Annotated in this window: 16 protein-coding genes and 3 pseudogenes; 5 read left to right on the top strand and 14 right to left on the bottom strand. The window is 70.9% G+C overall.

All coding sequences use genetic code 11. From position 1 onward, the window contains the following. Positions 1–120: 120 nt before the first annotated feature. From ACZ466_RS40955 to ACZ466_RS40945, 3 genes are all read right to left on the bottom strand, one after another. Positions 121–897 (bottom strand): ATP-binding cassette domain-containing protein, encoded by a 777-nt coding sequence (locus ACZ466_RS40955; RefSeq protein WP_378285906.1) that lies wholly within the window; start codon positions 895–897, stop codon positions 121–123. A 468-nt stretch (positions 898–1,365) separates the two neighbouring features. Beyond that, complete coding sequence (locus ACZ466_RS40950) at positions 1,366–1,575, bottom strand: hypothetical protein (RefSeq protein WP_378285905.1); 210 nt, start codon at positions 1,573–1,575, stop codon at positions 1,366–1,368. 355 nt (positions 1,576–1,930) lie between these two features. Further along, on the bottom strand, positions 1,931–2,860 hold the full coding sequence (locus tag ACZ466_RS40945; protein ID WP_378285904.1) for an SDR family NAD(P)-dependent oxidoreductase: 930 nt from the start codon (positions 2,858–2,860) through the stop codon (positions 1,931–1,933). A gap of 113 nt (positions 2,861–2,973) precedes the next feature. Between ACZ466_RS40945 and ACZ466_RS40940 the strand changes: the two genes are divergently transcribed. After that, positions 2,974–3,438: a GbsR/MarR family transcriptional regulator gene (locus ACZ466_RS40940; protein WP_378285903.1), complete on the top strand. Its 465-nt coding sequence runs from the start codon at positions 2,974–2,976 to the stop codon at positions 3,436–3,438. A 142-nt stretch (positions 3,439–3,580) separates the two neighbouring features. Here ACZ466_RS40940 and ACZ466_RS40935 read toward each other — a convergent pair whose 3' ends face one another. After that, entirely contained in the window at positions 3,581–4,477 is an 897-nt protein-coding gene (locus tag ACZ466_RS40935) for an alpha/beta fold hydrolase (RefSeq protein ID WP_378285902.1), read from the bottom strand. 106 nt (positions 4,478–4,583) lie between these two features. On the opposite strand from ACZ466_RS40935, the pseudogene ACZ466_RS40930 reads away from it, so the two are divergent. Beyond that, positions 4,584–4,874, top strand: a pseudogene (locus ACZ466_RS40930) (transposase); the annotation flags it as partial. Positions 4,875–5,029: 155 nt separating this feature from the next. Here the strand turns inward: ACZ466_RS40930 and ACZ466_RS40925 are convergent. Then, a pseudogene (locus tag ACZ466_RS40925) lies at positions 5,030–5,218 on the bottom strand (hypothetical protein); the annotation flags it as partial. A 181-nt stretch (positions 5,219–5,399) separates the two neighbouring features. Continuing rightward, positions 5,400–5,834, bottom strand: a pseudogene (locus ACZ466_RS40920) (hypothetical protein); the annotation flags it as partial. On the opposite strand from ACZ466_RS40920, the gene ACZ466_RS40915 reads away from it, so the two are divergent. After that, entirely contained in the window at positions 5,725–7,353 is a 1,629-nt protein-coding gene (locus ACZ466_RS40915) for a hypothetical protein (protein WP_378285901.1), read from the top strand. The pseudogene ACZ466_RS40920 and the gene ACZ466_RS40915 overlap by 110 nt on opposite strands. A gap of 363 nt (positions 7,354–7,716) precedes the next feature. Here the strand turns inward: ACZ466_RS40915 and ACZ466_RS40910 are convergent, their stop codons facing one another. Then, entirely contained in the window at positions 7,717–8,121 is a 405-nt protein-coding gene (locus tag ACZ466_RS40910; RefSeq protein ID WP_378285900.1) for a hypothetical protein, read from the bottom strand. Between the two features lie 415 nt (positions 8,122–8,536). Beyond that, positions 8,537–9,115 carry a CGNR zinc finger domain-containing protein gene (locus ACZ466_RS40905; protein WP_378285899.1) on the bottom strand — a complete coding sequence of 193 codons (579 nt, stop codon included), beginning with the start codon at positions 9,113–9,115 and terminating at the stop codon, positions 8,537–8,539. A gap of 126 nt (positions 9,116–9,241) precedes the next feature. On the opposite strand from ACZ466_RS40905, the gene ACZ466_RS40900 reads away from it, so the two are divergent. Beyond that, entirely contained in the window at positions 9,242–10,654 is a 1,413-nt protein-coding gene (locus ACZ466_RS40900; protein ID WP_378285898.1) for an MFS transporter, read from the top strand. 83 nt (positions 10,655–10,737) lie between these two features. Beyond that, the gene (locus tag ACZ466_RS40895; RefSeq protein WP_378285897.1) at positions 10,738–11,313 is read left to right on the top strand and encodes a GNAT family N-acetyltransferase; all 576 of its coding nucleotides are present in this window, start codon (positions 10,738–10,740) and stop codon (positions 11,311–11,313) included. Positions 11,314–11,443: 130 nt separating this feature from the next. On the opposite strand, the gene ACZ466_RS40890 is transcribed toward ACZ466_RS40895, so the two are convergent. From ACZ466_RS40890 to ACZ466_RS40865, 6 genes are read right to left on the bottom strand one after another with little or no spacing between them, the layout of a single operon-like run. Then, positions 11,444–12,382, bottom strand: a complete 939-nt coding sequence (locus tag ACZ466_RS40890) for an acyl-CoA dehydrogenase family protein (RefSeq protein ID WP_378285896.1) — start codon at positions 12,380–12,382, stop codon at positions 11,444–11,446. Then, positions 12,379–13,515, bottom strand: coding sequence for an acyl-CoA dehydrogenase family protein (locus tag ACZ466_RS40885; RefSeq protein WP_378285895.1), 1,137 nt, complete (start codon positions 13,513–13,515; stop codon positions 12,379–12,381). Before ACZ466_RS40885 ends, ACZ466_RS40890 begins: the two co-directional genes overlap by 4 nt. Beyond that, positions 13,512–14,342 carry a thioesterase domain-containing protein gene (locus ACZ466_RS40880; RefSeq protein ID WP_378285894.1) on the bottom strand — a complete coding sequence of 277 codons (831 nt, stop codon included), beginning with the start codon at positions 14,340–14,342 and terminating at the stop codon, positions 13,512–13,514. Before ACZ466_RS40880 ends, ACZ466_RS40885 begins: the two co-directional genes overlap by 4 nt. Beyond that, positions 14,342–17,635: a non-ribosomal peptide synthetase gene (locus tag ACZ466_RS40875; RefSeq protein WP_378285893.1), complete on the bottom strand. Its 3,294-nt coding sequence runs from the start codon at positions 17,633–17,635 to the stop codon at positions 14,342–14,344. The genes ACZ466_RS40880 and ACZ466_RS40875 overlap by 1 nt, the downstream gene beginning before the upstream one ends. A 17-nt stretch (positions 17,636–17,652) precedes the next feature. Then, entirely contained in the window at positions 17,653–17,829 is a 177-nt protein-coding gene (locus ACZ466_RS40870; protein ID WP_378285891.1) for an MbtH family protein, read from the bottom strand. A 5-nt stretch (positions 17,830–17,834) separates the two neighbouring features. After that, a complete protein-coding gene (locus ACZ466_RS40865) occupies positions 17,835–20,981 on the bottom strand; it encodes a non-ribosomal peptide synthetase (protein ID WP_464041876.1) in 3,147 nt (1,048 codons plus the stop codon). Positions 20,982–21,172: the final 191 nt, after the last annotated feature.

The following is a 21,172-nucleotide window of genomic DNA, read 5'->3' as shown; positions in this document are numbered from 1 at the left end:
GTGTGCCGGACGACGGTCAGCAGACCCATCAGCCCCGCACCGACCATGATGGAGAGGCCGTACTGCCCGGCGAGGAAGCGTTCGATGGTCAGGTCGTCGTAGCCACGGCGAACACGGTGCTCAGGGCGGTGCCGAAGTAACCCCGAGCGCTGTGAGACCGACGGTCCAGGCGGGGAATCGGAAGCGGTCGCGGCGCAGTATGAACCGCAGCAGCGTGCCCGTGCCCGTCAGCGTGCCGCCTGGCCTGATGCGGGTCGGCGCGTCGAGGGCACTCGCGGTCATGAGGTCCGCCCATCGTCGCGTCGCCCCGGTATGCCAGTTCGCCGCCGTAGTGGCGCAGCAGGAGCTGTTCGACGTGGTCAGCGCGCACAGGTCCAGTTCTCCGAGGCGGCGGACGGCGTCGGGCAGGCGGTCGCCGTCGACGTCGACGCGGACCTGGCCGTTCTCGGCGCGGTAGTCGTGCACGCGGGCAGCGTCGCCAGGTCCGCGGCGTCCCGGCCGGTGGTCGCGGTGACGGTGGTGCGGGTCAGGTGGCGCAGCTCGGCCAGCCTGCCGGACTCCACCACGCGGCCCTGCCGGACGATCGAGACACGGGTCGGCCAGCGCCTCCACCTGGGCGGGGATGTGGCTGGCCTCCTTCGCCTCACGGATGCATTCCTGGAACACCGCCTCCATCAGCGGGTCCAGGCCAGCGGTGGGCTCGTTGAGCAGCAGGTCGACATCGCCGCGAGCGCCGAGACCAGCGCGACCTTCTGCCGGTTGCCCTTGGAGCGGGTGCGGCCCTGCTGTGGGGTCGAGGTCGAACCGTTCGCACAGCGCGTCGCGGCAGGCCGGGTCGGTGCCGCCGCGCAGCCGCGCGAACAGGTCGATCGTCTCGCCCCGGTCAGGTTGAGCCACAGTCCACGTCGCCGGGAACGTAGGCGAGGCGGCGGTGCAGGCCGACCGCGTCGGCCCACGGGTCACCGCCCAGCAGCCTGACCTGTCCTGCGTAGGCCCGCAGGACGCCGAGCAGGATGCGAATCGTGGTGGATTTCCCAGCCGTTGGGACCGAGGAATCCGTGCACCTCCCCGGTCTCCGCGGACAGGTGGACCCCGTACGTCTTCGTCGCACTTGACGAAGAGCGCGATCACAAGGGTGTCCAGGTTGTTCTTCACACACGGTGATCTTGAACCCTCCTCCATGCCGCGACTGGTACACCACATCCCGATCCTCAAGGGATGGCCGACGGCCCCGGCACGGCCCTGGTCGGCGACATCGGCCCAGGCTTCACCGGCGAAACCGGGCACCACACCTTCGCCGCCAACGAGCTCTTGGCTGGCCCGACCTCCGCCGGCAACGGCGTCTGTCCTACAGGTCTCAGGTGTTCAGTCCGCCGGCTGAGCCGGATCGGCCTGCTCGCCGCAGAACACCTCGTTGACGAGCCGTTGCCGGGCGTTCTGGAACGCTGTCGCTATGGACAGGTCGGCGTCGCCCGCCCAGTTCAGGACGGCGGTCAGGGCCGTGCCGCCGTTGTGGGTGACGACGGTGCGGCCGCAGTCCGTTTTCTGCACGAACACCCCCAGCTCGTAGGCCATGTTCGGGATGCCCGTCGGGCCGGGGTGCACATCTCGGCCAAGAAGGGGGCGCGGCGGGTGATGTTGATCGTCTTCTGCCTGCCAGCTTCCTCATAGTGGGCGTGCAGTTTGGGGTGCTCCGGCGAGGCGTCCAGCACCACGGTGCCCCGGGCCGGCACGTAGTCGGTGTTGGGATAGCTCCAGCTCGTCCCCGGCTCGAACCGGGCCGGCTTGGACAGTGCCAGTCGTATCGGGGTGGGCCGGCCGGCGCGGCCTCTGATCGGGCATGGGCCGACACCGTTGTCAGCCCTCCTCCTCGGGTCGGTTCGACCCGAGGAGGAGCAGCCGTGCGTGACCACGGTCACGGATGCCGGTCTTAGGCACCTTCTAGGACGGCCCATCGCGGGTTGCCGGTGGCTTGCTGGGTCAGCGTCCACAGGCGAGCGCGGGCGGCCGCCTGGTAGGCGAACGCGGGCGCGTTGACGGGACGCAGGTTCTCGTCGATGTAGATGCCGCGGAGCCGGGCGCGCTCATCTCCGGCGGGGTCGGCGCAGGCGTCCCAGGTCTCATCCCGCCCGGCGACGGAGGCGTAGGTCTGGCCGAGCCGTTCTGGCGGCGCCGACATCACACGGGCAGATGCGTACAGCATGCGCAAGGGGCGCGGCATGGCCGCGACGCGTTCGGGGTCCAGGCGCACCTGCGGCACGCGCACGCATGCCACGTCCAGCCGCCCTTCGGTGTGAAGAGCGAGGTGGTACGTGGTCATGATCTGGGCGAGCTTGGCGTGGTAGTACGCCTTGGCCGGGCTGTACCAGGAGGGATCGTCCAACCGGTCGAATCGGATTTTGATACGGGGCATGGAGATCAGCCCCTTGCTGGCCACGGAGATGAGCCGCGGGCGTGGCGCGGCGGCCAGGAGCGGGCTGAGCGCGGCGGCGAGCCGATGCGGCCCCAGGTGGTTGGTCGCCCAGAACAGTTCATGGCCGGCGGATGTGAAGCGGGGTTCGCGGATGGCCTGGTCGAAGACGGCGGCATTGTTGATGAGGAGGTCCAGGTGCGTGACCTCCTCGGCCACCCGGGCGGCGGCGAGGTCGATGGCGCCGGAGTCCGCCATGTCGACGATCACAAGGCGCGCCCGGTGGCTCGCCGCGGTCCTGTTGATGGCCTCAAGCGCGGCCCGGCCGCGGCCGGGGTCGCGGCACAGCGCGTACACCCGGTGTCCTTCGCGCGCCAGCAGGACGGCCGCACGCAGACCGATCCCCGAGTTGGCGCCCGTGATGGCGATCGTGAGCGGACTGGTCGACATGGGCCCTCCCCGGCCATACGATCCGATCTGTTCGGATCGATCCGAACAGATCAAACCACGGTGGGACGGGCGCGAGAAACCATGAGAGCGAGCGCGGTGCAGTGAGCAGTGCCATGAGCAGCGAGGACTTCGTCGAAGAGGCCGGCCTGTACTTCGAACGGCTCGGCCTGAGCAGGACCGCCGGAAGGGTCATGGGCGTCCTGCTGCTCTCCGATGACGACGGCATGGACCTTCCGGAACTGCGTGAGGAGCTCGGCGCCGCCAAGAGCAGCATCAGCGTCGCGGTCGGCCGGCTGGCGCAGGCGGGCCTGGTCGAGCGGTTCCGCCGTCCCGGAGCCCGCCGCGACCGCTACCGGCTGACCCGGGACGTCTTCGGCCGCGCCTTCCGGTCGAAGATGGCCGAATTCCAGCGGTTCCAGGAACTGGCCGAGCACGGCCTGGCCGTCGTCGGGGACGACCCGCGACGGCGCGAGCGGCTGGAGAACATGCGCGACATGTACGCGTTCATGGCCGAAGGCTTCCCGCGCCTCCTGGCCGAATGGGAGCGGACCCGCCAAGCCCCGTCCCACCGGCCGTGACCAGGGCCAGCCGGCCACGGGCAGACGATCGGCCCGCGAGAAGGATCGGAACGGTGGTCCTGGAGCCGGCGATCCCGCTGGGGCCAGCGATGCAGTGGGGCGCGATGCAGTGGGGCGCGATGCCGACGGCCGCGCAGGTGAGTCAGGCGGGCTTGGTGAGGAAGCCGGTGATGTCGGCGGCGATGTCGGGGTAGTCCTCGGCAAGCCAGATCATGTGGCTGGGGGCGGTGCTGATGAGCAGGCGGGCGTGCGGGATCGTCTCGGCCAAGGATCCCGCGTGGGCGTAGGTGACCGATCCGTCGTCGCGGGAAGCGATCACCAGGGTCGGCTGCCGGAGCCGCGCCGCCTGCCGGGCCGCCTGGGCTGAGGTGGCGGGGGCGGCCATGATGCGCATGTCGTTGCGGAAGCCCGAGCCCGAGCGCATCTGGGTGAACAGCTCCAGCAGCGCCGTGCGGTGGGCGGCGGGAAGGCCGGTCAGCAGTTCGGCGACGGGACGCGAGGTCAGGTCGGGCAGCAGCACCCTCAGGGCGAGATCGGGGGCGCGGCGACTCAGGGCGCGGATCAGTGCCCAGGTGGCCGCTTGGGCGCGCGGGTGGAAGGCCACCCCGCCGGCCATGCGGGTACGGCGGTCGGGCCAGGGCAGCAGCCCGACGGCGCTTTGCAGGATGAGGCGCTCGACCAGGTCGGGGTGGCGGGCCGCCAGCGCGAGTGCGGTCGGGCCCCCGGCCGACTGGCCCACCGCGCCGGCCAGGGAACCGATACCCAGGTGGGCGCACAGGCCGGCGAGCACATCGGCGAACCGGTCCGGGGTGGTGCCGGTGCCCAGCGGGGTACGGCCGTAGCCGGGACGCGAGACCGCCAGGATGGTGTGACCGGCCTCGGCGAACACCTCCTCGCCCAGCGCGATTCCGGCGCGCATGTGCCCGCCGTGCAGCATCAGCACAGTGCGGGGGCCGCGCTCCTCCAGCCGGTACTCCACCGGCCCGGCGGACAGGTCCACCAGCCGTGTCGGCCGTTCGGCCCCTTGCTCACCGATCATCGCGCAGTTCCTCTTCTCCCCGGAGAACGGCAGAGATCTAGATGTTGCCCGAACTCCTCAACGCAGATCGGGTCGTTCCGGTGCCCGAGTGCGCTGTCAGCCCACGATGGAGCGTTGTCCGGAGGGTTTCGGAGCCCCAGACGCACATGCCCGACCGGCCATCCGCCTCCAGTTGCTCCGCGCCGAGGCCGAGGAACCGGAAACCGAGATGGTCGAAGCGATGGCGCCCGGACTTCTGCGGCCGGCCGGCGTCGGCTCGATGAGCGCCGCGCAGGTCCTGGTCAGCTGGTCACCCCCGGGCCGGTTCCGCTCCGAGGCCGCGTTCGCCGGCACCGCGCCGATCGCTGCATCCTCAGGTCTGACCACTCGCCACCGGCTCAACCGCTCCGGCGATCGGTATCTCAACGCGCGGTACACACCATCGTGCTGGTCCGCACCCGCATCGCCCCGGCGGCATACATTCAGCGCCAAGCCCGGCGCTGCCCGAAACGCACCGTCGCACGGCGGCCAGGCAAGCTCCTGGAGAACCGGTCAGCCGACGGCCCCTCATCCTCACAAGAGATGCGCCGCCTCCTGTGAGGGGCCGTTCGGCGCGGTCAACCGAGTCCGGAGTGGAGTACACCGTGACCCTGTCCGCGAGTGCCAGCGAGCACTCGCCCGCGCGCAGAGCACGGCCGCTTCGATCGGGTCGCCGACCCTGGTCCCGGTGCCGTGGAGCTCGACGTACTGCACCGCCGCCGGGTCGACTCCGGCGCGGTCGTAGGCCGACCGGGAGCACCTCTTGCAGAGCCTGCCGGTCCGGTGTGGTGAGGGTACGGCCGCCTGCCGTGATCACGCAGTACAGCCGGTCGCCGTCCTCGACCGCTCTGGAGCGCGGCTTGAGGACCACGACGCCGCCGCCTTCGCCGCGAACGTAGCCGTTGGCCCGCGCGTCGAACGTGAAGCAGCGGAAGTCGGGAGACAGCGCTCCGAACGCCGCGACACGGCCCGTATCGTCGGAGGCGACACCGAGGAAGACACCGGTCCGACCGTCGGCCAGAAAGGACGGGCCGAGTGGCGCCGTCGTGGCCGACCACTGCGGTACCGCCGACCCGAGTGCATCGGGCCGCCCGGTGCCCGTGCTCGGCCCGCAGGTCAAGATGCGCCTGCAGCAGCTCACTCCCTGCTGTTGGAGGAGTTCCTCCAGGCCATCGTGTGTCCAGGTCGCGGTGACCGGGTCGGCGAGCCTTCCGAGGAGACACCTGAAGGTGTTCTTCGCGACCGCAGAACCGACCCTCTGCCAGCAAGATCTTTCCACATCTGAAGGTACAAGCTCATCCGGTGGAACGGATCGGGTGGAGCTGCGGGCGCGAGCCATCGGTATGGCCATCGGCGTGAAGGCGACGCATTATGGAACGATGCTGTTCCGTAGGCGGCGCACCCCAGAACGCAGCCAGGACGTGCTGGCTGCTGCCCTCTACGGGCGCAACAGCCGCGCCCGTGAGCGGATCGACCGGTGGTGGGCGGCCGGCGGAGCCGATCGCGACGGGGTCTGGCGCGGCGCGTGGTTCCTGCTGAGTGCGGCGTCCTTCAGGTTCGGCAACCACGAGCGGCCGGAGCGAGTCGTTCCGGTGCTGGAGTTCCTGCTCGAGGCCGACCCCACGTCCCCGTACCGGCCGCGGGTCCGGCTGACAGCCTGTCTCCCGCCGACCGCCGCCCGCCCGCCGGTCGGCGTGTACAGGGGCGATCCGGAGGTTGGACGGCTGGTCGAAGCCGCGCTGGGGTTCCCCGATCCCACATTGCGCCAGCGGTTGGCCGACCTGTTGTCCGTCACCGACCAGCCCGGCCTGCTGGACGCCCTGGAAACCGCCTTCCGGCCGCGTGCGCGGCTGGGCCCGACCTACCTCGGTGCGGCACCGCCCGGCCATGAGACCCGCTGCAACCTGTGGCGCAGCGGCGAGCCGAATGCGTTCCTGAAGATCGTCTGCGCCAACCCCAACCTGCCGCGGCCCCCTGCCCAGACCGGCGACATCGACCTGATGCTGCTCGCGCTCCTGAAGGACCGGCCCGATCTGCTGCCGGCATTCGAACAGGGCGCCTTGGCCGTGCGGCTGCTGGAGTATCTCGGTACCTGGCTGCCCGAACAGGTCCACGACCGGTGCCGCCGCGCGTTGCGTGACCTGTCGGCCCGGGAGGACGTCACGGTGGTGTGCGACCAGGCCATGCTCGGTGACGCCGAGGCGATCGCCGCGGCGCGCGACGCCGGGCACCGGCCGGCCGACCCCGCCTGGACACCCGTCTTCCTGCTGCTCACCCGGCAGTTCGCGGCCTATCGCGAGGCCGATCCGGACGAGCGGGTCCTGCAGTTGATGTGCTCCAGCGACGGGTCGACCATCGGGGAAGACGCCATCCTCGACCGGATCCTGGGAATTCTCGACACGGACCTGCCGGACGACGTGGCCGCAGCCGTGCGGCGGTCCTTGCGCGACCTCGGTCCCTTGGACGGCCCCTCGGTCGAGGACCTCAGACGCCGGTGGCTGCGAAGGACCATTCTGGCCCGCGCAATCAAGCGTGAGCCGGAGGCGGTCGCGGCCGTGGTCGACGCGGGCTATCTGCCCGAAGACGACGACCAGGATCTGCTCCCGCTGCTCTTCCTCACCGAGCAGTTCGAGCGGTACGACCGCGAAGATCCGAACGGCACAGGGCTGCGCGCCGTCCTCGCCGAGAAGCGTTACCGGTACGAGCACCGGCATTTCCGAACCGTCGCGGAACGGGCGGGACGCCCAGATCCCTGGCCGCCCAAAGAGCCGTCGCCGTCGGGCAACCGGATGTCGACCCGGCACGCCACCACGTGGCCGAGCAGCTTCGGCGGCGACGGCTTTGGCGGTCACTTCTGATCACCCGGTGCCAAGAGGCGTCAGTGAATGCTCTCCGGCACCTGCCTTGTCGCCCGGGCCATGAGCAGCAAGGGATGTCGGCCTCCCCGGATCCGTCGCGAAGCACGCGATTGGGCCTCAGAAGGTGATGACGACCTTGCCGAGGAGGCCACCGGCTTCGAAGCTCTCGTGGGCGGTACGGATATCGGCGGTCGGCGATCCGATCGACGTGGGCGTCGGCCCTCTGGAGCACGCCCGCCGCTGAACACCGTCAAACGGTACGCCCGGAACGACAAGCCTCCCAGGCTCGATTTCACACGCCTCCGCTACCCCTGCGACAGAGCCGACCTCAATCGGCCCCCGCCTTCGGGCTCCCTGACGCCCTCAGCCGCAGTGAACGTCGTACAGATCGATTCCGGCGCCGTCGACGCCACCAATGACGTCGATGCAGGCGCCCGGTGCCGAGACATATACCGGACCCGCGTAGTAGGTGGAGTCCCCGTAGTCGTGATCCCACGGGGTGATTCCGGTTGCGGAACGGCGTATGCCGACCGACTTCCAGTTCTCCGTATTGGCCCAGGCGCCGTATCCGTAGGTGAGAGCGCAGTTCTTTTTCGCTCCTGAGCTGTAGTAGACCTCGAGGGTTCCCTTTCTGGTGCCGTTCTCCGGGATGGCGTAGACGCCGACACGGCTGTAGCCGCTTCCACAGGGGCCGGCCGCGCTGGCCGGGGACGCGCCGACCACCAGCGCCGCGGACGCCACCCCGGCAGATGCCAGGATCGCGAGCACACTCCGAGTGTGCATGCCTTGCCCTTCGCTCGATCGTACGGTTCCGTTGACAGCCATGACCGTCCGCATAGAGCGGCGATGTGCAAGGCGGAGCGGCTCACGGCTCGGCCCGGTTCGATCACCTCCCCCGTAGGCCGTCGGGTCGCGTCCGCAACGCTTGCGTGCGTATTCGTTGACGATCCCGCCCAGACGTTGCCTTCTTCGTGTCCAAGCTGACGATTCGGTCGGGGCTGGTGACCGGTGAAGGCGGCGGCCTCGACGGGGGCATTGGCGAAGATCTGATGAGGCCGGTGCTCGTTGCAGAAGGTCTCGAACTCGCGGAGCGCGTGCCGCACGGGGGCGTCACCGCACCATGCCGGTCACCGTCGAGGGACTCGCGCTTGCCTGATCGTCGCCGCGAGACGGCAGACAACGGTCAGGTGCCGCGGCGCTGCTTCTCGCGGTAGCGGCGGGCCTTCACGATGTTGCCGCAGCCGCGCATGCTGCACCAGCGGGCCGTGCGGCTGCGCGACTCGTCGTAGAACAGCCAGCGGCATTCAGGGTTGGCGCAGGACTTCAGTCGTGTCCACGTTCCGGTGAGCACGGCCTGGTGCACTGCGGCCGCCAGCACCGCGATGGCCCCTCCGGCGCCGTCCTCCCGTGGTCGCAGTGAGGCGGCCACACCGCCGTGCAGGACGTCGAGGCGGACCACGGCGGCGTGCCGCGCCGCCAGATCGTTGAACGCCTCGACGGCCTCACGAGGCGCCTCCTCACCCGCGGTGTTGGCCGCGGCCAGCGTGCGCACGGCGCCGCGCAGGTTTCGCAGAGCGTCCAGGCCACCGGCCGTGATCGGCCGATCGTTGCTCAGCACGCCCTCGCCTGCCAGCCACGCGGTGGCGGCCTCGATGTCCGCCAGAGCATCGCGGCCGTTGTAGAGGTCCTCGGTGTCGACGAACCTGCGCACCAGTTCCAGCATGCCGGGCGCCGCGTTGCCGGGGTCGTCGGTCACGTTCACGGCTCTCTCCCCATCACCATCGTCTTCGACTTGATTGTAACGACGCGACCATCTACGGTCACCAGTGTATCGCTTTTGGTGGTGACGGTTCAGAGAAGCTCCTGCTAGGGCGAAGGGAACTCTTCGATGACCCACGACGTGGACACCGTCAAGGAGGCGAGCGCCGAGCGCTCCGCCGCGCTCGGGCTGCTGGCGATCTGCGCCGCGCAGTTCCTGGTATCGCTGGACCTCTCCATCGCGAGCATCGCCGTGCCGCACATGAGCGCCGAACTGGGCCTCGCGCGCGACTCGTCGGGCTGGGTGCTCTCCGCCTTCGCGCCGGCCTTCGCCTCGATGCTGCTGCTGGGCGGACGCGTCGCCGACCTGTACGGGCGCAAGCGGGTCTTCGTCACCAGCCTGCTGGTCCTGGGCACGGCGTCACTGCTGGCCGGCGCCGCCTGGAGCCCGGCCACGCTGATCACGGGACGGGTCCTGCAGGGTCTGGCCGCCGGCTTCATCGCCCCCTCGGCCCTCGGGCTGCTGACCGCCACCATTCCCGAGGGCCCGCAGCGCGAACGGGCCTTGGGGATCTACGGGGCGGTCCTCTCCGCCGGGTTCGTCAGCGGGATGATCGGCGGTGGCCTGCTCACCGAGTTCCTGACCTGGCGCTGGACGATGTACATCAACGTGCCCGTCGTGCTCGCGGCGGTGGCGCTGACCGTGCGCCACCTGCCCGAGAGCCGCGTCAGCGGAGGGGGCCGGCTGGACGTTCCCGGCGGCCTCCTGTCGGCGGGGGCGATGGTGTGCGTCGTCTACGCGCTCGAGGAGGCCGGCGCCGGAACGGCGTGGGCGTCCACGGCGCTGATCCTCGCCGCCGGCGTGGGCCTCATGCTGGCGTTCGTGAGGGCCGAACGCCGGACTCCCTCGCCCATCCTGCCCATGTCGCTGTTCAGGATCGGAGCCGTGGGCGGGGCTAACCTCGTCGGCCTGGTGATGGTCGCCGCCTACGGTGGGATGCTCATCATCCTGACCCTGTACCTGCAGGAGGTTCTGGGCTACGGTGCGCTGCCCGCCGGGCTGGTGTTCGCGGTCTCGGGCGCCATCGCCATCATCACCAGCACGTTCACCGGGAAACTCCTGCAACGCCGGCGCCTGGACCACGTGCTGCTGTTCGGCATCGTCGTCGCCGCGCTCGGCCTGCTGTCGCTGATCTTCCTGCCGGAACGCGGCGGGCTGTGGCTGGTCATCGGGGGCACCTCGGTCAACGCCCTCGGGCACATCATCGTCCTGGTGGTCGTCAGCATCGCCGCCAACAACGGTGTGCCGGCCGACCACAAGTCCGTCGCCGGGGCCGTGCTGAACACCGCACAGCAGCTGGGCATCGCCCTGGGCGTGGCCCTGCTGACCTCGCTGGCCGCCGCCGTAGCCGAGGCCCAGCCGGAGCCCGACTCCGCGGCGGCGCTGGTCACCGGCTGGCGATGGGCGCTGGCGCTGAGCGCGGCACTGGCCCTCTCGACCGTCCCCCTCACCCTGGCACTGCGCAAGAGGCTGCGGATGTGACCCGGTCGCCACGGTGTCGCCGCGCCGATCGCGGGTATCGAGTGTTCTCGATTAGATGGTTACGAAGGCAGGGAGGTTCGAGCATGGCGGATTTCACGACGGCACCGCTCACACCCGAGACGTGGCCGGACTTCGAACAGGTCATGGGCTCGAACGGCGGCGCGCGGGGATGCTGGTGCATGCACTGGCGGCTCTCGTTCAAGGAATGGGAGGCCGGACAAGGGGACGGCAACCGGGACACGCTCCGCAAGCGCGCGGAGCAGCAGCCTCCTCCCGGCCTGGTGTGTTACGTGGACGGCGAGGCCGTGGGCTGGGTCGGGGTGGGCGATCGCTCGGAGTACCCCCGCCTCCAGCGTTCGCCGGTCACCAAGCCCCTCGACGACACCCCGGCCTGGGTGATCAGCTGCCTGTTCGTGCGACGCGGCCACCGCCGGCAGGGACTGCAGGCGAAGATGATCGCCGCTGCCTGCGACTTCGCCGCCGACCACGGCCGGCACACCGTCGAGGGCTTTCCCGTCGCGCCCGCACCAGGACGGACGGCGGGCGCGGACAACGCCATGACCGGAATCGAGTCGGCGTTCTGTGAAGCCGGGTTCACCGAAGTGGCGCGCCGCAAGAAGGACCGCCCGGCGATGCGCCGTACCGTCGCCGACGGCTAGGCGTACCGACCACGGAGGTCGTGGAGTCGGCGGGCCGGTCAGATGCCGCCGGGCGGCCCGCTCGCCTGGAGGCCCGCTCCTGAGCGAGCGCGGCATCGCACCGCCGCGCGGTACCTGGCACTTTCAGGCCCTAGGTCTCCCGGCGCTCGAGCCGCAGTTGGGCGGGCGTCCCGAGCCGCACCGACTCGACCGCCGCCCGCCGGTAATACAGTTGGGCGTCGTTGTCGGACCGCATGCCCGCGGCGCCGTTGATCTGCATGGTCTGCGTCGTGACGGTGCGGGCCAGGTCCGACGCCGCCGCGAGATCGGCCGCCGCGTGCGCGGCCGCGTCGGGGTCGTGCACCAGCATGCGCGTCGCGTCGATGTGCATCGACATCTCGCTGAGGCGGAACGCCAGGCCCTGGAACTTGCCGACCGGCTGGCCGAACTGGCGGCGCGTCTTGGCGTACTCGACGGCGTGATCGAGCGCGGCCTGGGCGAGACCCACCAGAAACGCCGCCTGGCGCACACGCGCTCCGGCCAGCGCCGTCTCCCACTCGGCGGAGGAGTCGGCCCACGCGGTCACGGGGGTGCCCGCGAACTCCACCTCGTACGCCTCGCCGCGGCCCGTTTCCTCCAGCCGCCGCATCGTGATGGACGGGTGGTCGGCGGGCACGAGCGCCAGCCGCAGCCCGGCGGTGTCGACGCCGCCCACGAGAAGGTGGTCCACCTCCGTCGCGAACCCGACGAAGGACCGCCGGGCGGTGATCGCACCGTCCTGGCTGGACCATGGTTCGGCCGCGACCGCCAGCGCCACCGGCGCCTCCCCGACAGCGTCGTCCGGCAGCAGATCCCGCGCGGTGAGCGTGTCGAGCAGCGGCCCCTGGTACAGGACCGACCCGAGCAGCTCGGCGAGCCGCACGGTGTCGGCGGTGTCGAGCGCGCCGAGCCCGACCAGCCCCTGCCACACCATCCCGCGGATCCCGCGACGGTCGTCGTCGTCCCCGCCGCCGGCGCGCGGCCGATCGGCCATCCGCCGCACCAGCGGCGCCAGATCCTCGTCGAAGAACTCCGCGATGGCTGCGGTCATGACGGCAATCCCAACTTCGAGGTGGCGACGAAATAGAGCATGATCTCCGACGAGCCCTGGGCGAGGGTGAGCCCCGGTGCCTCGCGCAGCGCGGCGTCGAAGACGCCCCCGGCGATCGCCTCGGGGTCGCGTGCGTCCAGCAGCGCCCGCGGCCCGAGCAGTTCGACGGCCGCCAGCGACACTTCCTTGGCGGTCTCAGAGGTGTACCACTTAGCGGTCGCCGAGTGGACCTCGTCCGGCCGTCCGTCATGCAGGTTGGCCACGCACCGCCACGCCAGCAGCCGCGCGGCCCGCACCCGCGTCTCCAGTTGAGCCAGCCGCTGCTCGCTCCCGGGCGGCGCGTGCTCCCGCAGCGCGGCCAGCGTGCGCTCCGCCTTGGCGGAATGGTCCAGGCCGGTGCGCTCCAGCGGAAGCACCTTGCCCAGCACCTGCCACCCGTCGTCGACGTCGCCGAGGACGTCCTCGGGCCCGACCCGGATCCCGTCGAGCGTCACCAGGTCGAACCGCTCCTCCGACAGGTTCCACACCGGTTCGATGACCACGCCCAGGCTCCGCAGCGGGACCAGGAACAGCGTGATCCCGAAGAAGTTCACCGGGCCGGTCGACGTGCGGGCCGCGCACAGCGCGAAATCGCTGTGCTGCGCCTTCATGTTGTAGATCTTCCGGCCGTACAGGCGCCAGCCGTCGCCGTCCGGCTCTGCGCGGGTGGTCAGCGACGCCAGGTCCGATCCGACGTCCGGTTCGCTGAACAGCACGTTGGCCGTGGTCTGGCCGCGCGCCAGGCCCGGCAGGAACCGCTCCTTCTGCTCCTGCGTGCCGAACAGGTGGACGGCCATCCCCACGATGTCGATGCCCAGCAGGTGCACGTTGTCGGGCACGCCGTGGCGGATCATCTCCTCGGTGAGGATCGCCTTCTCCACGATCGTGGCGTCGGCTCCGCCGTACCGCTTGGGCCAGTTGATCGCGAGCCAGCCGAGCTCGCCCAGCCGCCGGTGCACGTCGAGCAGGCCGCTCTCCTGCCCGTCCGGCATCCGCCAGGCCTGGGCGATCTCCGCGCGGACCGCGTCTTCGCACAGCAGTGCGCAGACCTCTTTCCGGAAGCCGGCCTGTTCCGGCGTGGAAGCCGGGATCATCGCACGCTCACCTCGCTCAGTCTGTCGCGCATCACGTCCGCCAGCGCCTCGATGTGCGGTGGCCGGAGCATCGTGTAGTGGTCGCCCCGCAGCACGTGGATCTCATCGGCGCAGGCACGCCATCGGTCGAGCTTGCCGGGCTCGGAGTCCTCGGCGCACAGCACCACCACCCGGCCGTCCACGGGCGAGGGCTGGAACATCAGGAGCGCGCGCACGTTCGCGGCGAACACCGGGAACCGTTCGGCCACCTCGGCCTCGCCCGGTTCGGCGCCCATCGCCGCGACGTCGTCGGCGAACCGCGCGCGCAGCTCCTCATCGCCGGGACGGTACGGCGCGTCCGGGATTCCGGTGTCGATCACCAGCGTCACCGCGGCATCACCGTCCTGGCGCGCCATCTCGAACGCCACCGCTCCGCCGACCGACCAGCCGCCCAGGTGCAGCGGCCCCTCGGGCTGGACCTCGCGGACCGCGGCCAGATAGGCGGCGGCGAGGCCGGGCAGCCGCCGCTCCTCCGTCGCGCCGCCGTGCAGGCCCGGATCCTCCAGCGCGTAGACGGGCTGGTCGTCCCCCAGCAGTGCGGCCAGCGCGACGTAGGGCGCCACCGATCCGCCGGCGGCGTGCACGAGGAACAGCGGCGGCTTGGTGCCGTCGGTCCTGAGCGGCACGATCGGAGACGCCGTCTGCTGATCGGCGCCCGGCAGCCGCCCCTCACGTGCGGAGGGAGCGCCCTTGCGCCGTGCGAGGGCCTCCTCCCGTTCGCGTTGCAGCCGGAGCCGCAGCAGCGCACGCCGCTTCTCCTCCAGAGTGGCCGGGGGCGAGCCGTCCATCAGCTCGACTCCCTCAGCAGCCGATCGACTTCCTCTTCGTCCAGCCCGGCGATCTCGGCCTCCAGCCGCGCCACCTCCTCCTCCCCCAGCAGCGCACGCTGCGCCTCGTCGATCTGCGCGGCGAACTGGCTGAGCACCGGGTAGCTGAACAGCCGCCGCGGGTCGAGCGTCACCTGGAAGGCGTCGCGCACGCGCGAGACCATCTGGGTCACCTGGAGCGAGTTGCCGCCGAGGACGAAGAAGTTGTCCAGCGCACCGACGCTGTCGGCGTCCAGGCTCAGCAGGCCCTGCCAGATCTCGGCCAGCCGGCGCTGCGTCTCGGTGGTCAGCTCGGCCTGGGCCACGCCGCCGTCGGGACGCGGGTCGGGCAACCGCGCGTGGTCGATCTTCCCGGTGGAGGTCAGCGGGAGCTGCTCCAGCTTCACGTAATCGGTGGGCACCATGTGCAGGGGCAGCCGCCGGGTCAGGTGCTCGCGCAGCGCGTCCGGCTCGAACTCGCCGACCACGAAGGCGGCCAGCCAGGCCGACGCCGTGTCCGGGTCGCGCACGGTCACGACGCTCTGCCGGACGCCGTCGAACCCCTCGATGGCGTGCTCGATCTCGCCGAGCTCCACGCGCAGCCCGCGCAGCTTCACCTGGCGGTCGACGCGGCCCAGGAACTCCAGCTGGCCGTCGGCGTTCCAGCGCACCAGATCGCCGGTGGCGTACATGCGCTCGCCCGGCGTGAGGGCGAACGGGTCGGGCAGGAACTTCTCGGCGGTCTGGTCGGGCCGGCCGAGGTAGCCGACGGCCAGACCGGCGCCCGCCATGAACAGTTCCCCGGGCACGCCGACCGGCACCGGCCGCAGCCCCTTGTCCAGGACGTAGGCGCGCTGGTTGGCCATCGCCCGGCCGATCGGCGGCGGGCCGTCCAGCGGCTCCGGGGGGCACAGGTAGTCGACGCACGTGACGGTGACCTCGGTGGGCCCGTACCCGTTGTGGAACTCGCGGCCCGGCTTGCGCCACCGGTTGACCAGGTCGGGGCCGAACGGCTCCATGCCGATGAAGCACACCCGCAGATCGTCCACGGTGGACGGATCGAGCAGCCCGAGCACCGCGGGCGGGATGTCCACCAGCGTCACCCGCTCCTCGGCCAGCAGCGCCTGGAGCTTGTCGGGATCGAGCAGCTCCGTGCGGGGCGCGCCCACGATGGTCGCGCCGGCGGTCAGCGTCGAGAACACGTCCGACACGCTCACGTCGAAGGCGGGGTTGGAGAACTGCAGGATCCGGTCGTCCGGGGTCACCGAGAACATCTGCTGGAAGGTGGTGCAGAAGTTCACGGCGGCCCGGTGCGGGACCATGACCCCCTTGGGGGTGCCGGTCGAGCCCGACGTGTAGATGACGTAAGCCGTGTCCTCCTGCGCCACGCGTACCGCAGGCGGCGAAAGAGGCCGCCCGTCGAGCGCGTCGGTGTCCAGCAGGATCCGCCCCACCTCCGCGGGCACGCGGTCGGCGAGATCCGACGTCGTCACCACCGCCGCCACATCGGCGTCACCGAGCTGGTAGGCCAGCCGCTCCGGCGGATACTGCGGGTCGAGCGGCAGCCACGCCCCACCCGCCTTGAGCACGCCGAGTTCGGCGGCCGGCAGGTCGAAGCCGCGCTCGAGCAGGACCGCGACCACGCGCCCGGGCCCCACCTTGAAGTCGTCGACGAGCGCGTGCGCCAGGCGGCTGGACCGCTCGTCCAGCTGCGCGTAGGTCAGGTCCTCCCCCGCGAAGCGCATGGCGACCGCGTCGGGCGCCTCGGCCACGCGCGCCGCGAACAGCTCGTGCAGCAGACGCTCGTCGCGTTCGCCGGGCACGGGATTCCACTCGGTGAGCACGCGCAGGTATTCGCTGCTGGGCATGATGTCCAGCGTGTCCACCCGGGCGTCCGGCCTGGACAGCGCGTCGGCCATGACCGTGGTGAAGTGCCCGACCAGCCCCTCGACCCGCTCGTGGTCGAACAGCTCGGAGGAGTACTCGATCCATACGCCCAGGCCGCCGTCCGGCAGGTCGTTGATCTGGAAGGTGAGGTCGAACCGGGTCGTCTCCGGCTGCGGTGTCAGCATCTCGACGTCCACGCCGGGCAGGCGCCAGCGCGCGATCATCGGCTCCGGCAGCAGCGTGAACAGGTGCGCGACCAGCGGATTGCGCCCGGACAGCCGCTCGGGCTCCAGCTCCTTCACCAGGCGGCCGAACGGCACGTCCTGGCGGGCCATCGACTCCAGGATGGTGGTGTTGGTGGCGTGCGCCAGGTCACGGAAGCCGGGATCGCCCTCGAGGCTGCCGCGGACCACCACCGTGTTGGCGAAGAACCCCATCATGGGTTCGGTCTCCGAGCGCGTCCGCCCCGACAGGACGGACCCGAGCGCGATGTCGTCCTGGCCGGTGTAGCGGTTCAGCACGACCTGGTACCCGGCCATCGTCAGGGCGAGCAGGGAAACGCCCTCGGCCTGGGCCAGATCACGGATCCCCCGTGCGAGATCGTCGGGCAGGCGGGTCTCGTAGATGCGCCCGGCCCCGGTGGGCGCCGACGGGCGCTGCCGGTCGCCGCGCAGTTCCAGCGACTCCATCCCGTCCAGCGCGGAGCGCCAGTAGTCGATCTGCTTGGCCGGTTCCTCGCTGAGCATCCAGAGCCGTTGCCACGCCGCGTAGTCGGCCGGCTGGAGGTCCACCGGGGGGAACTCCGCGCCGCTCGGATCGGTGTAGCGGGCCGTCAGTTCCTCGGCGAACTGGCGCGACGACCATCCGTCGATGACGATGTGGTGCCAGACGATGGACAGCACGTGGTCCTCGGGGCCCAGGCGCAGCAGGGCGAACCTGTGGGGCGGGCCGTTGCGCAGGTCGAACTCCTCGCGCACCTGCCCGTCGATCCAGTCCTGAACCGACTCCTCCGTCCCGTCGGTCACGGGCAGTTCCCACGTCTCGGGCACCGGGTCGACGGCCTGGAAGGGCACGCCGTGCTCGTCGCCGAACCGGGTGCGCAGGCTCTCGTGCCGCGCGACGATCCCGCGCAACGCCTCGGAGAGGGCGGCCACGTCGAGCGGCCCGCGCAGCCGCATCGCGAACGGCACGTTGTAGACCGGTGCCCCGCCGACCATCTGGTGCAGGAACCACAGGAACCGCTGCTGCTCGGCGATCGCCATCTTGCCCGTGCGCGGGACGGCGACGATCCGCTCCCGATCGGCCTTCTCCGCCACGCGCTGGCGGACCTTCATCTCCAGCAGGGCGCGCCTGATCTCGGCGACGTCCCCGGTCTTGGGTGAGGTCATGATCTCCGTCTCCTCCTTCACCGTCGCACGCTCAGCGGGCGCAGGTCGGTCCACACCCGGGCGATGTGCTCCAGGCAGTCGCCCCGGCCGCCCGCGACGCCGGCCTCGCGCCAGCCGGCCGGGATCTCCCGGCCCGCGGGCCAGATCGAATACTGCTCCTCATGGTTGATCACCACGACGAACGTCTCTTCCATGGCTCTCACCTTTCCTGTGCCGCCAGGGCGGGAATGTCGGCCAGCTCGCCGAGGTAGCGATCGAGCGTCTTGAGCCCGTCCGTCGCCGGCCGCGCCAGCGAGACCGCGTGCCGGCTGAACCGCTGGGTGTCGAAATGCCGGGAGCTGTCGGTGAACATGTGGTCGAACTCGGCCGGAGCCGCGTCGCCGCCGCCGGACGGGGGCGGCAGCATCAGGCACAGCCCGGCGAGCCTCGCGTCGGTCTCGGCGCCCCCTTCGTCGGGCTCGGCGCCCTCTTCGTCGGCCCCGGCGAGCCTCGCGCCGGATTCGGCGACGGCCCCCAGGCGGTCGCGAAACTGGGCGTAGCCGACCCGCTCGAGTCCGCACCGGTCCGCGAGCACGTCGAAGGCCTCGGCGAAGCGCAGCCTCGCGGGCCACAGCACGTGCATCGGGCCGTCGGGCACCTCGATGTCGCCGATCGCGGCGCCCGCCACGAACTGGCTGACCGCGTCCACCGGCGTCACGTCGGTCTCGGCCGCGGTCGGGAACACGCATCCGGTACGCGCGCACGCGTACAGCAGGTTGTGGGCCAGCGAATCCGGGTTGGCCACGCCGGTCTCCCGGTGCGGCCAGACCTCGCCGAGGCGGTGCACCACCGAGCTGACGCCCTGCCGCTGCGCGTCGGCCAGCAGGCTTTCGGCGACGTACTTGGATCTGTTGTAGCCGTCCGCGGCGACCCCGTCCGTCTCCGGGATCTGGTCCTCGGCGATGCGCTGGGCGGCCGGCCCGGCGGGCGGGAAGATGCTCAGGGTCGACAGGGTGTGCACGCGGGCGCCGCCCGAAGCGAGCTTGATGAGCTGCTGCACGCCGATCACATTGGCGGGGCGGTGGTCCAGATAGCCCGACAGGAAGTTCACCGCGCCCGCGGCGTTGACGACACCGGACACGGTCGAGGCGATCGTGTCGAACCGCCGCTCCGACAGGCCCAGCAGATCGCTGCCCAGGTCTCCGGGGAGCACCTCGACCCGTCCGGTCTTCAGCGCCATGGGCAGCATCTGCCAGGCGGACGTCAACTGGTACCGCTCCAGGACCTCGGTCAGCCGCCGGGCCCCGTCAGGAGCGTCGGCGCACCGCACCAGGCAGATCAGCCCGGCATGGGAGTTCACCAGCAACTCGGCGAGGATGTGCGCCCCGACGAACCCGGTCGCGCCGGTGAGCAGCAGCGTCTGCGGCGGACGCCACGCCAGGTCGTGCTTGATGTAGGCCAGTTCGGCGCTGTCGTCGTCAACGCCCTTGGACAGCCGTTCCGCCTGTTCGCGCACGGTCGGCGCGACGAGCAGATCCCTGGGCCGCACCGGCCTTCCCAGACGGTGGCCGACCGCGGCCGTGAGCCGGTAGGCGATCAGCGATGTGCCCCCGTAGTCGGAGAACGGCACGGACACCGAGACCAGCTCCCGTCCCAGCACCTCCCGCCACGCCGAACAGACCAGCTCCTCCATCGGGTTGGCGGGCGGCTCGATCCGCTCTGCCGGGCCCGCCTGCCGCGCCGTCTCGGCCGCGATGAGCGCGGCCAGCGCCCTGCGGTCGGCCTTGCCGTTCCGGTTGAGCGGGAGCGCGTCGAGCACCACGATCTGATGCGGGACCTGCTCCGCCGGCAGCTTCTCCGCCGCGTACATGCGCAGCAGCTCCACCGACGGCGCGTTGCCCGCCGATCGCGGCGTGACGCACGCGACCAGCGTTGACTCGGGCCCCTCACCGAGCACGACCGCCATCGCGCTGCCCACCAGCGCATGGTCGGCCAGGGCGGACTCGACATCGCCGAGCTCCACCCGCACCCCGCCGAGCTTGACCTGCTCGTCGCGCCGGCCCATGAAGTACAGCAGCCCGTCATCGCCGACCCGCGCCAGATCGCCCGTCCGGTAGAGCCAGCCGCCCGGGATCTGGGGGAAGGGATTGGCCACGAACACCTGCGCGGTGCGCTCGGGATCGTTGAGATAGCCCGCTCCAATGCACTCCCCGCCGAGGTACACCTCGCCGGTCGCGTTCATCGGGGCGGGCTTGAGGTCGTCGTCGAGCACGATCGCGGCGGTGTTGTCGATGGCGCGCCCGATCGGGATCCGGTCGACGTCGGCGTCGGTGACCTCGTGGAACACCGACCCGATCGAACACTCCGTCGGCCCGAAGGTGTTGGTGACCTTGAGCTCGGGCAGCAGCGCGCGCAGCCGGTGCACCACGCCGGGACCGGACGCCTCCCCGCCGATCAGCATGCGCCGCAGGCTCGACGTCGCCTCGCGCAGGTCCTCGCGCACCTCCAGCAGCGTGACGAACACCGCGAGCACGGACGGCACGAAGTCGGTGATCGTGACTCCGTGGCGGCCGATGGTCATCGCGGTCTCCTCGAGGTCGAGGATCCCGTCGCGGTGCGGCAGCACGACCTGCCCGCCCGACACCAGCGGCCACAGCACCTGCCACATCGAGGAGTCGAACGTGGACCGGCTGTTCTGCAACGTCACGTGATCGGCTCCGTCGCCGAACCGGCGCGACATCGTGGTCAGCCTGTTGACCAGGCCGCGGTGGTCGTTGAGCGCGCACTTGGGCGTGCCGGTCGAGCCCGAGGTGTAGAAGCCGTAGATCAGGTCCTGGGGTGCCGGCCTGCGGTCGGCCGGCGGAGGCGTCGGGCCGGCCGGATCGTGCGGCGGCTCCGCGCAGTCGACGATGACCGTGGGGAGGGCCAATCCCAGGTCGGCGATGGCGTCCGCGGTCGCCGGGGACGCCACGACGGCGGACGGCGCCAGCTCGGACACCACCGTCTTGAGGCGTTCCGCCGGCCAGGCGGGATCCAGCGGAACGAACGCCGAGCCCGTCTTCATCACCCCGAACAGCGCCGCCGGAAATTCGGGCCCGTCCGCTATCAGCACGGGTATCAACTGCCGCGTCGACACACCGCTGCCGATCAGCTGATGGGCCGTCGAGTCGGCCGCGGCATCGAGGTCGGCATAGCTCATCGTGGTGTCCCGATAGCGGATGGCGGGACGGTCCGGCGCGTTCTTCACCTGCTCGCAGAACAGGTCGAGGACCGTGCTGTTCCGGGGGAACGCATGCCGCGGCCCAAGGGACAGTTGAATGGCGCTTCGGGCAGGTTCGCTCAGGTGCGCCTGCTGATGGCTTCGCATCGTGCTCCCGTGGTCTCGACTGGCAAGAGCTGCCTTGTGCGGGGCAGATCACTAGTCAGGTCGGTGAGTGTCAGGTAGCCAGGGCCGACCTTCCGCAAGCATGACGAGGGCGTCGAAGAAGTGTGCGCCGCGTGTGACGGCCGTGGATGGGCAGGCGCGGCTCACACAGAATGGTCAGGCTCCGGTGAGTG

It is taken from the genome of Actinomadura rugatobispora (genome assembly GCF_055379765.1).
The sequence above is the reverse complement of the archived record's forward strand: the minus strand, read 5'-3'. Positions and strand labels throughout refer to the sequence as shown.

Bases quoted from the DNA above. Each gene is read 5' to 3' on its own strand.
- ACZ466_RS40950 (WP_378285905.1), bottom strand. From the start codon at position 1,575: ATGGCCTACGAGCTGGGGGTGTTCGTGCAGAAAACGGACTGCGGCCGC.
- ACZ466_RS40945 (WP_378285904.1), bottom strand. From the start codon at position 2,860: ATGTCGACCAGTCCGCTCACGATCGCCATCACGGGCGCCAACTCGGGG.
- ACZ466_RS40940 (WP_378285903.1), top strand. From the start codon at position 2,974: ATGAGCAGCGAGGACTTCGTCGAAGAGGCCGGCCTGTACTTCGAACGG.
- ACZ466_RS40935 (WP_378285902.1), bottom strand. From the start codon at position 4,477: ATGATCGGTGAGCAAGGGGCCGAACGGCCGACACGGCTGGTGGACCTG.
- ACZ466_RS40900 (WP_378285898.1), top strand. From the start codon at position 9,242: ATGACCCACGACGTGGACACCGTCAAGGAGGCGAGCGCCGAGCGCTCC.
- ACZ466_RS40895 (WP_378285897.1), top strand. From the start codon at position 10,738: ATGGCGGATTTCACGACGGCACCGCTCACACCCGAGACGTGGCCGGAC.
- ACZ466_RS40890 (WP_378285896.1), bottom strand. From the start codon at position 12,382: ATGACCGCAGCCATCGCGGAGTTCTTCGACGAGGATCTGGCGCCGCTG.
- ACZ466_RS40885 (WP_378285895.1), bottom strand. From the start codon at position 13,515: ATGATCCCGGCTTCCACGCCGGAACAGGCCGGCTTCCGGAAAGAGGTC.
- ACZ466_RS40880 (WP_378285894.1), bottom strand. From the start codon at position 14,342: ATGGACGGCTCGCCCCCGGCCACTCTGGAGGAGAAGCGGCGTGCGCTG.
- ACZ466_RS40875 (WP_378285893.1), bottom strand. From the start codon at position 17,635: ATGACCTCACCCAAGACCGGGGACGTCGCCGAGATCAGGCGCGCCCTG.
- ACZ466_RS40870 (WP_378285891.1), bottom strand. From the start codon at position 17,829: ATGGAAGAGACGTTCGTCGTGGTGATCAACCATGAGGAGCAGTATTCG.
- ACZ466_RS40865 (WP_464041876.1), bottom strand. From the start codon at position 20,981: ATGCGAAGCCATCAGCAGGCGCACCTGAGCGAACCTGCCCGAAGCGCC.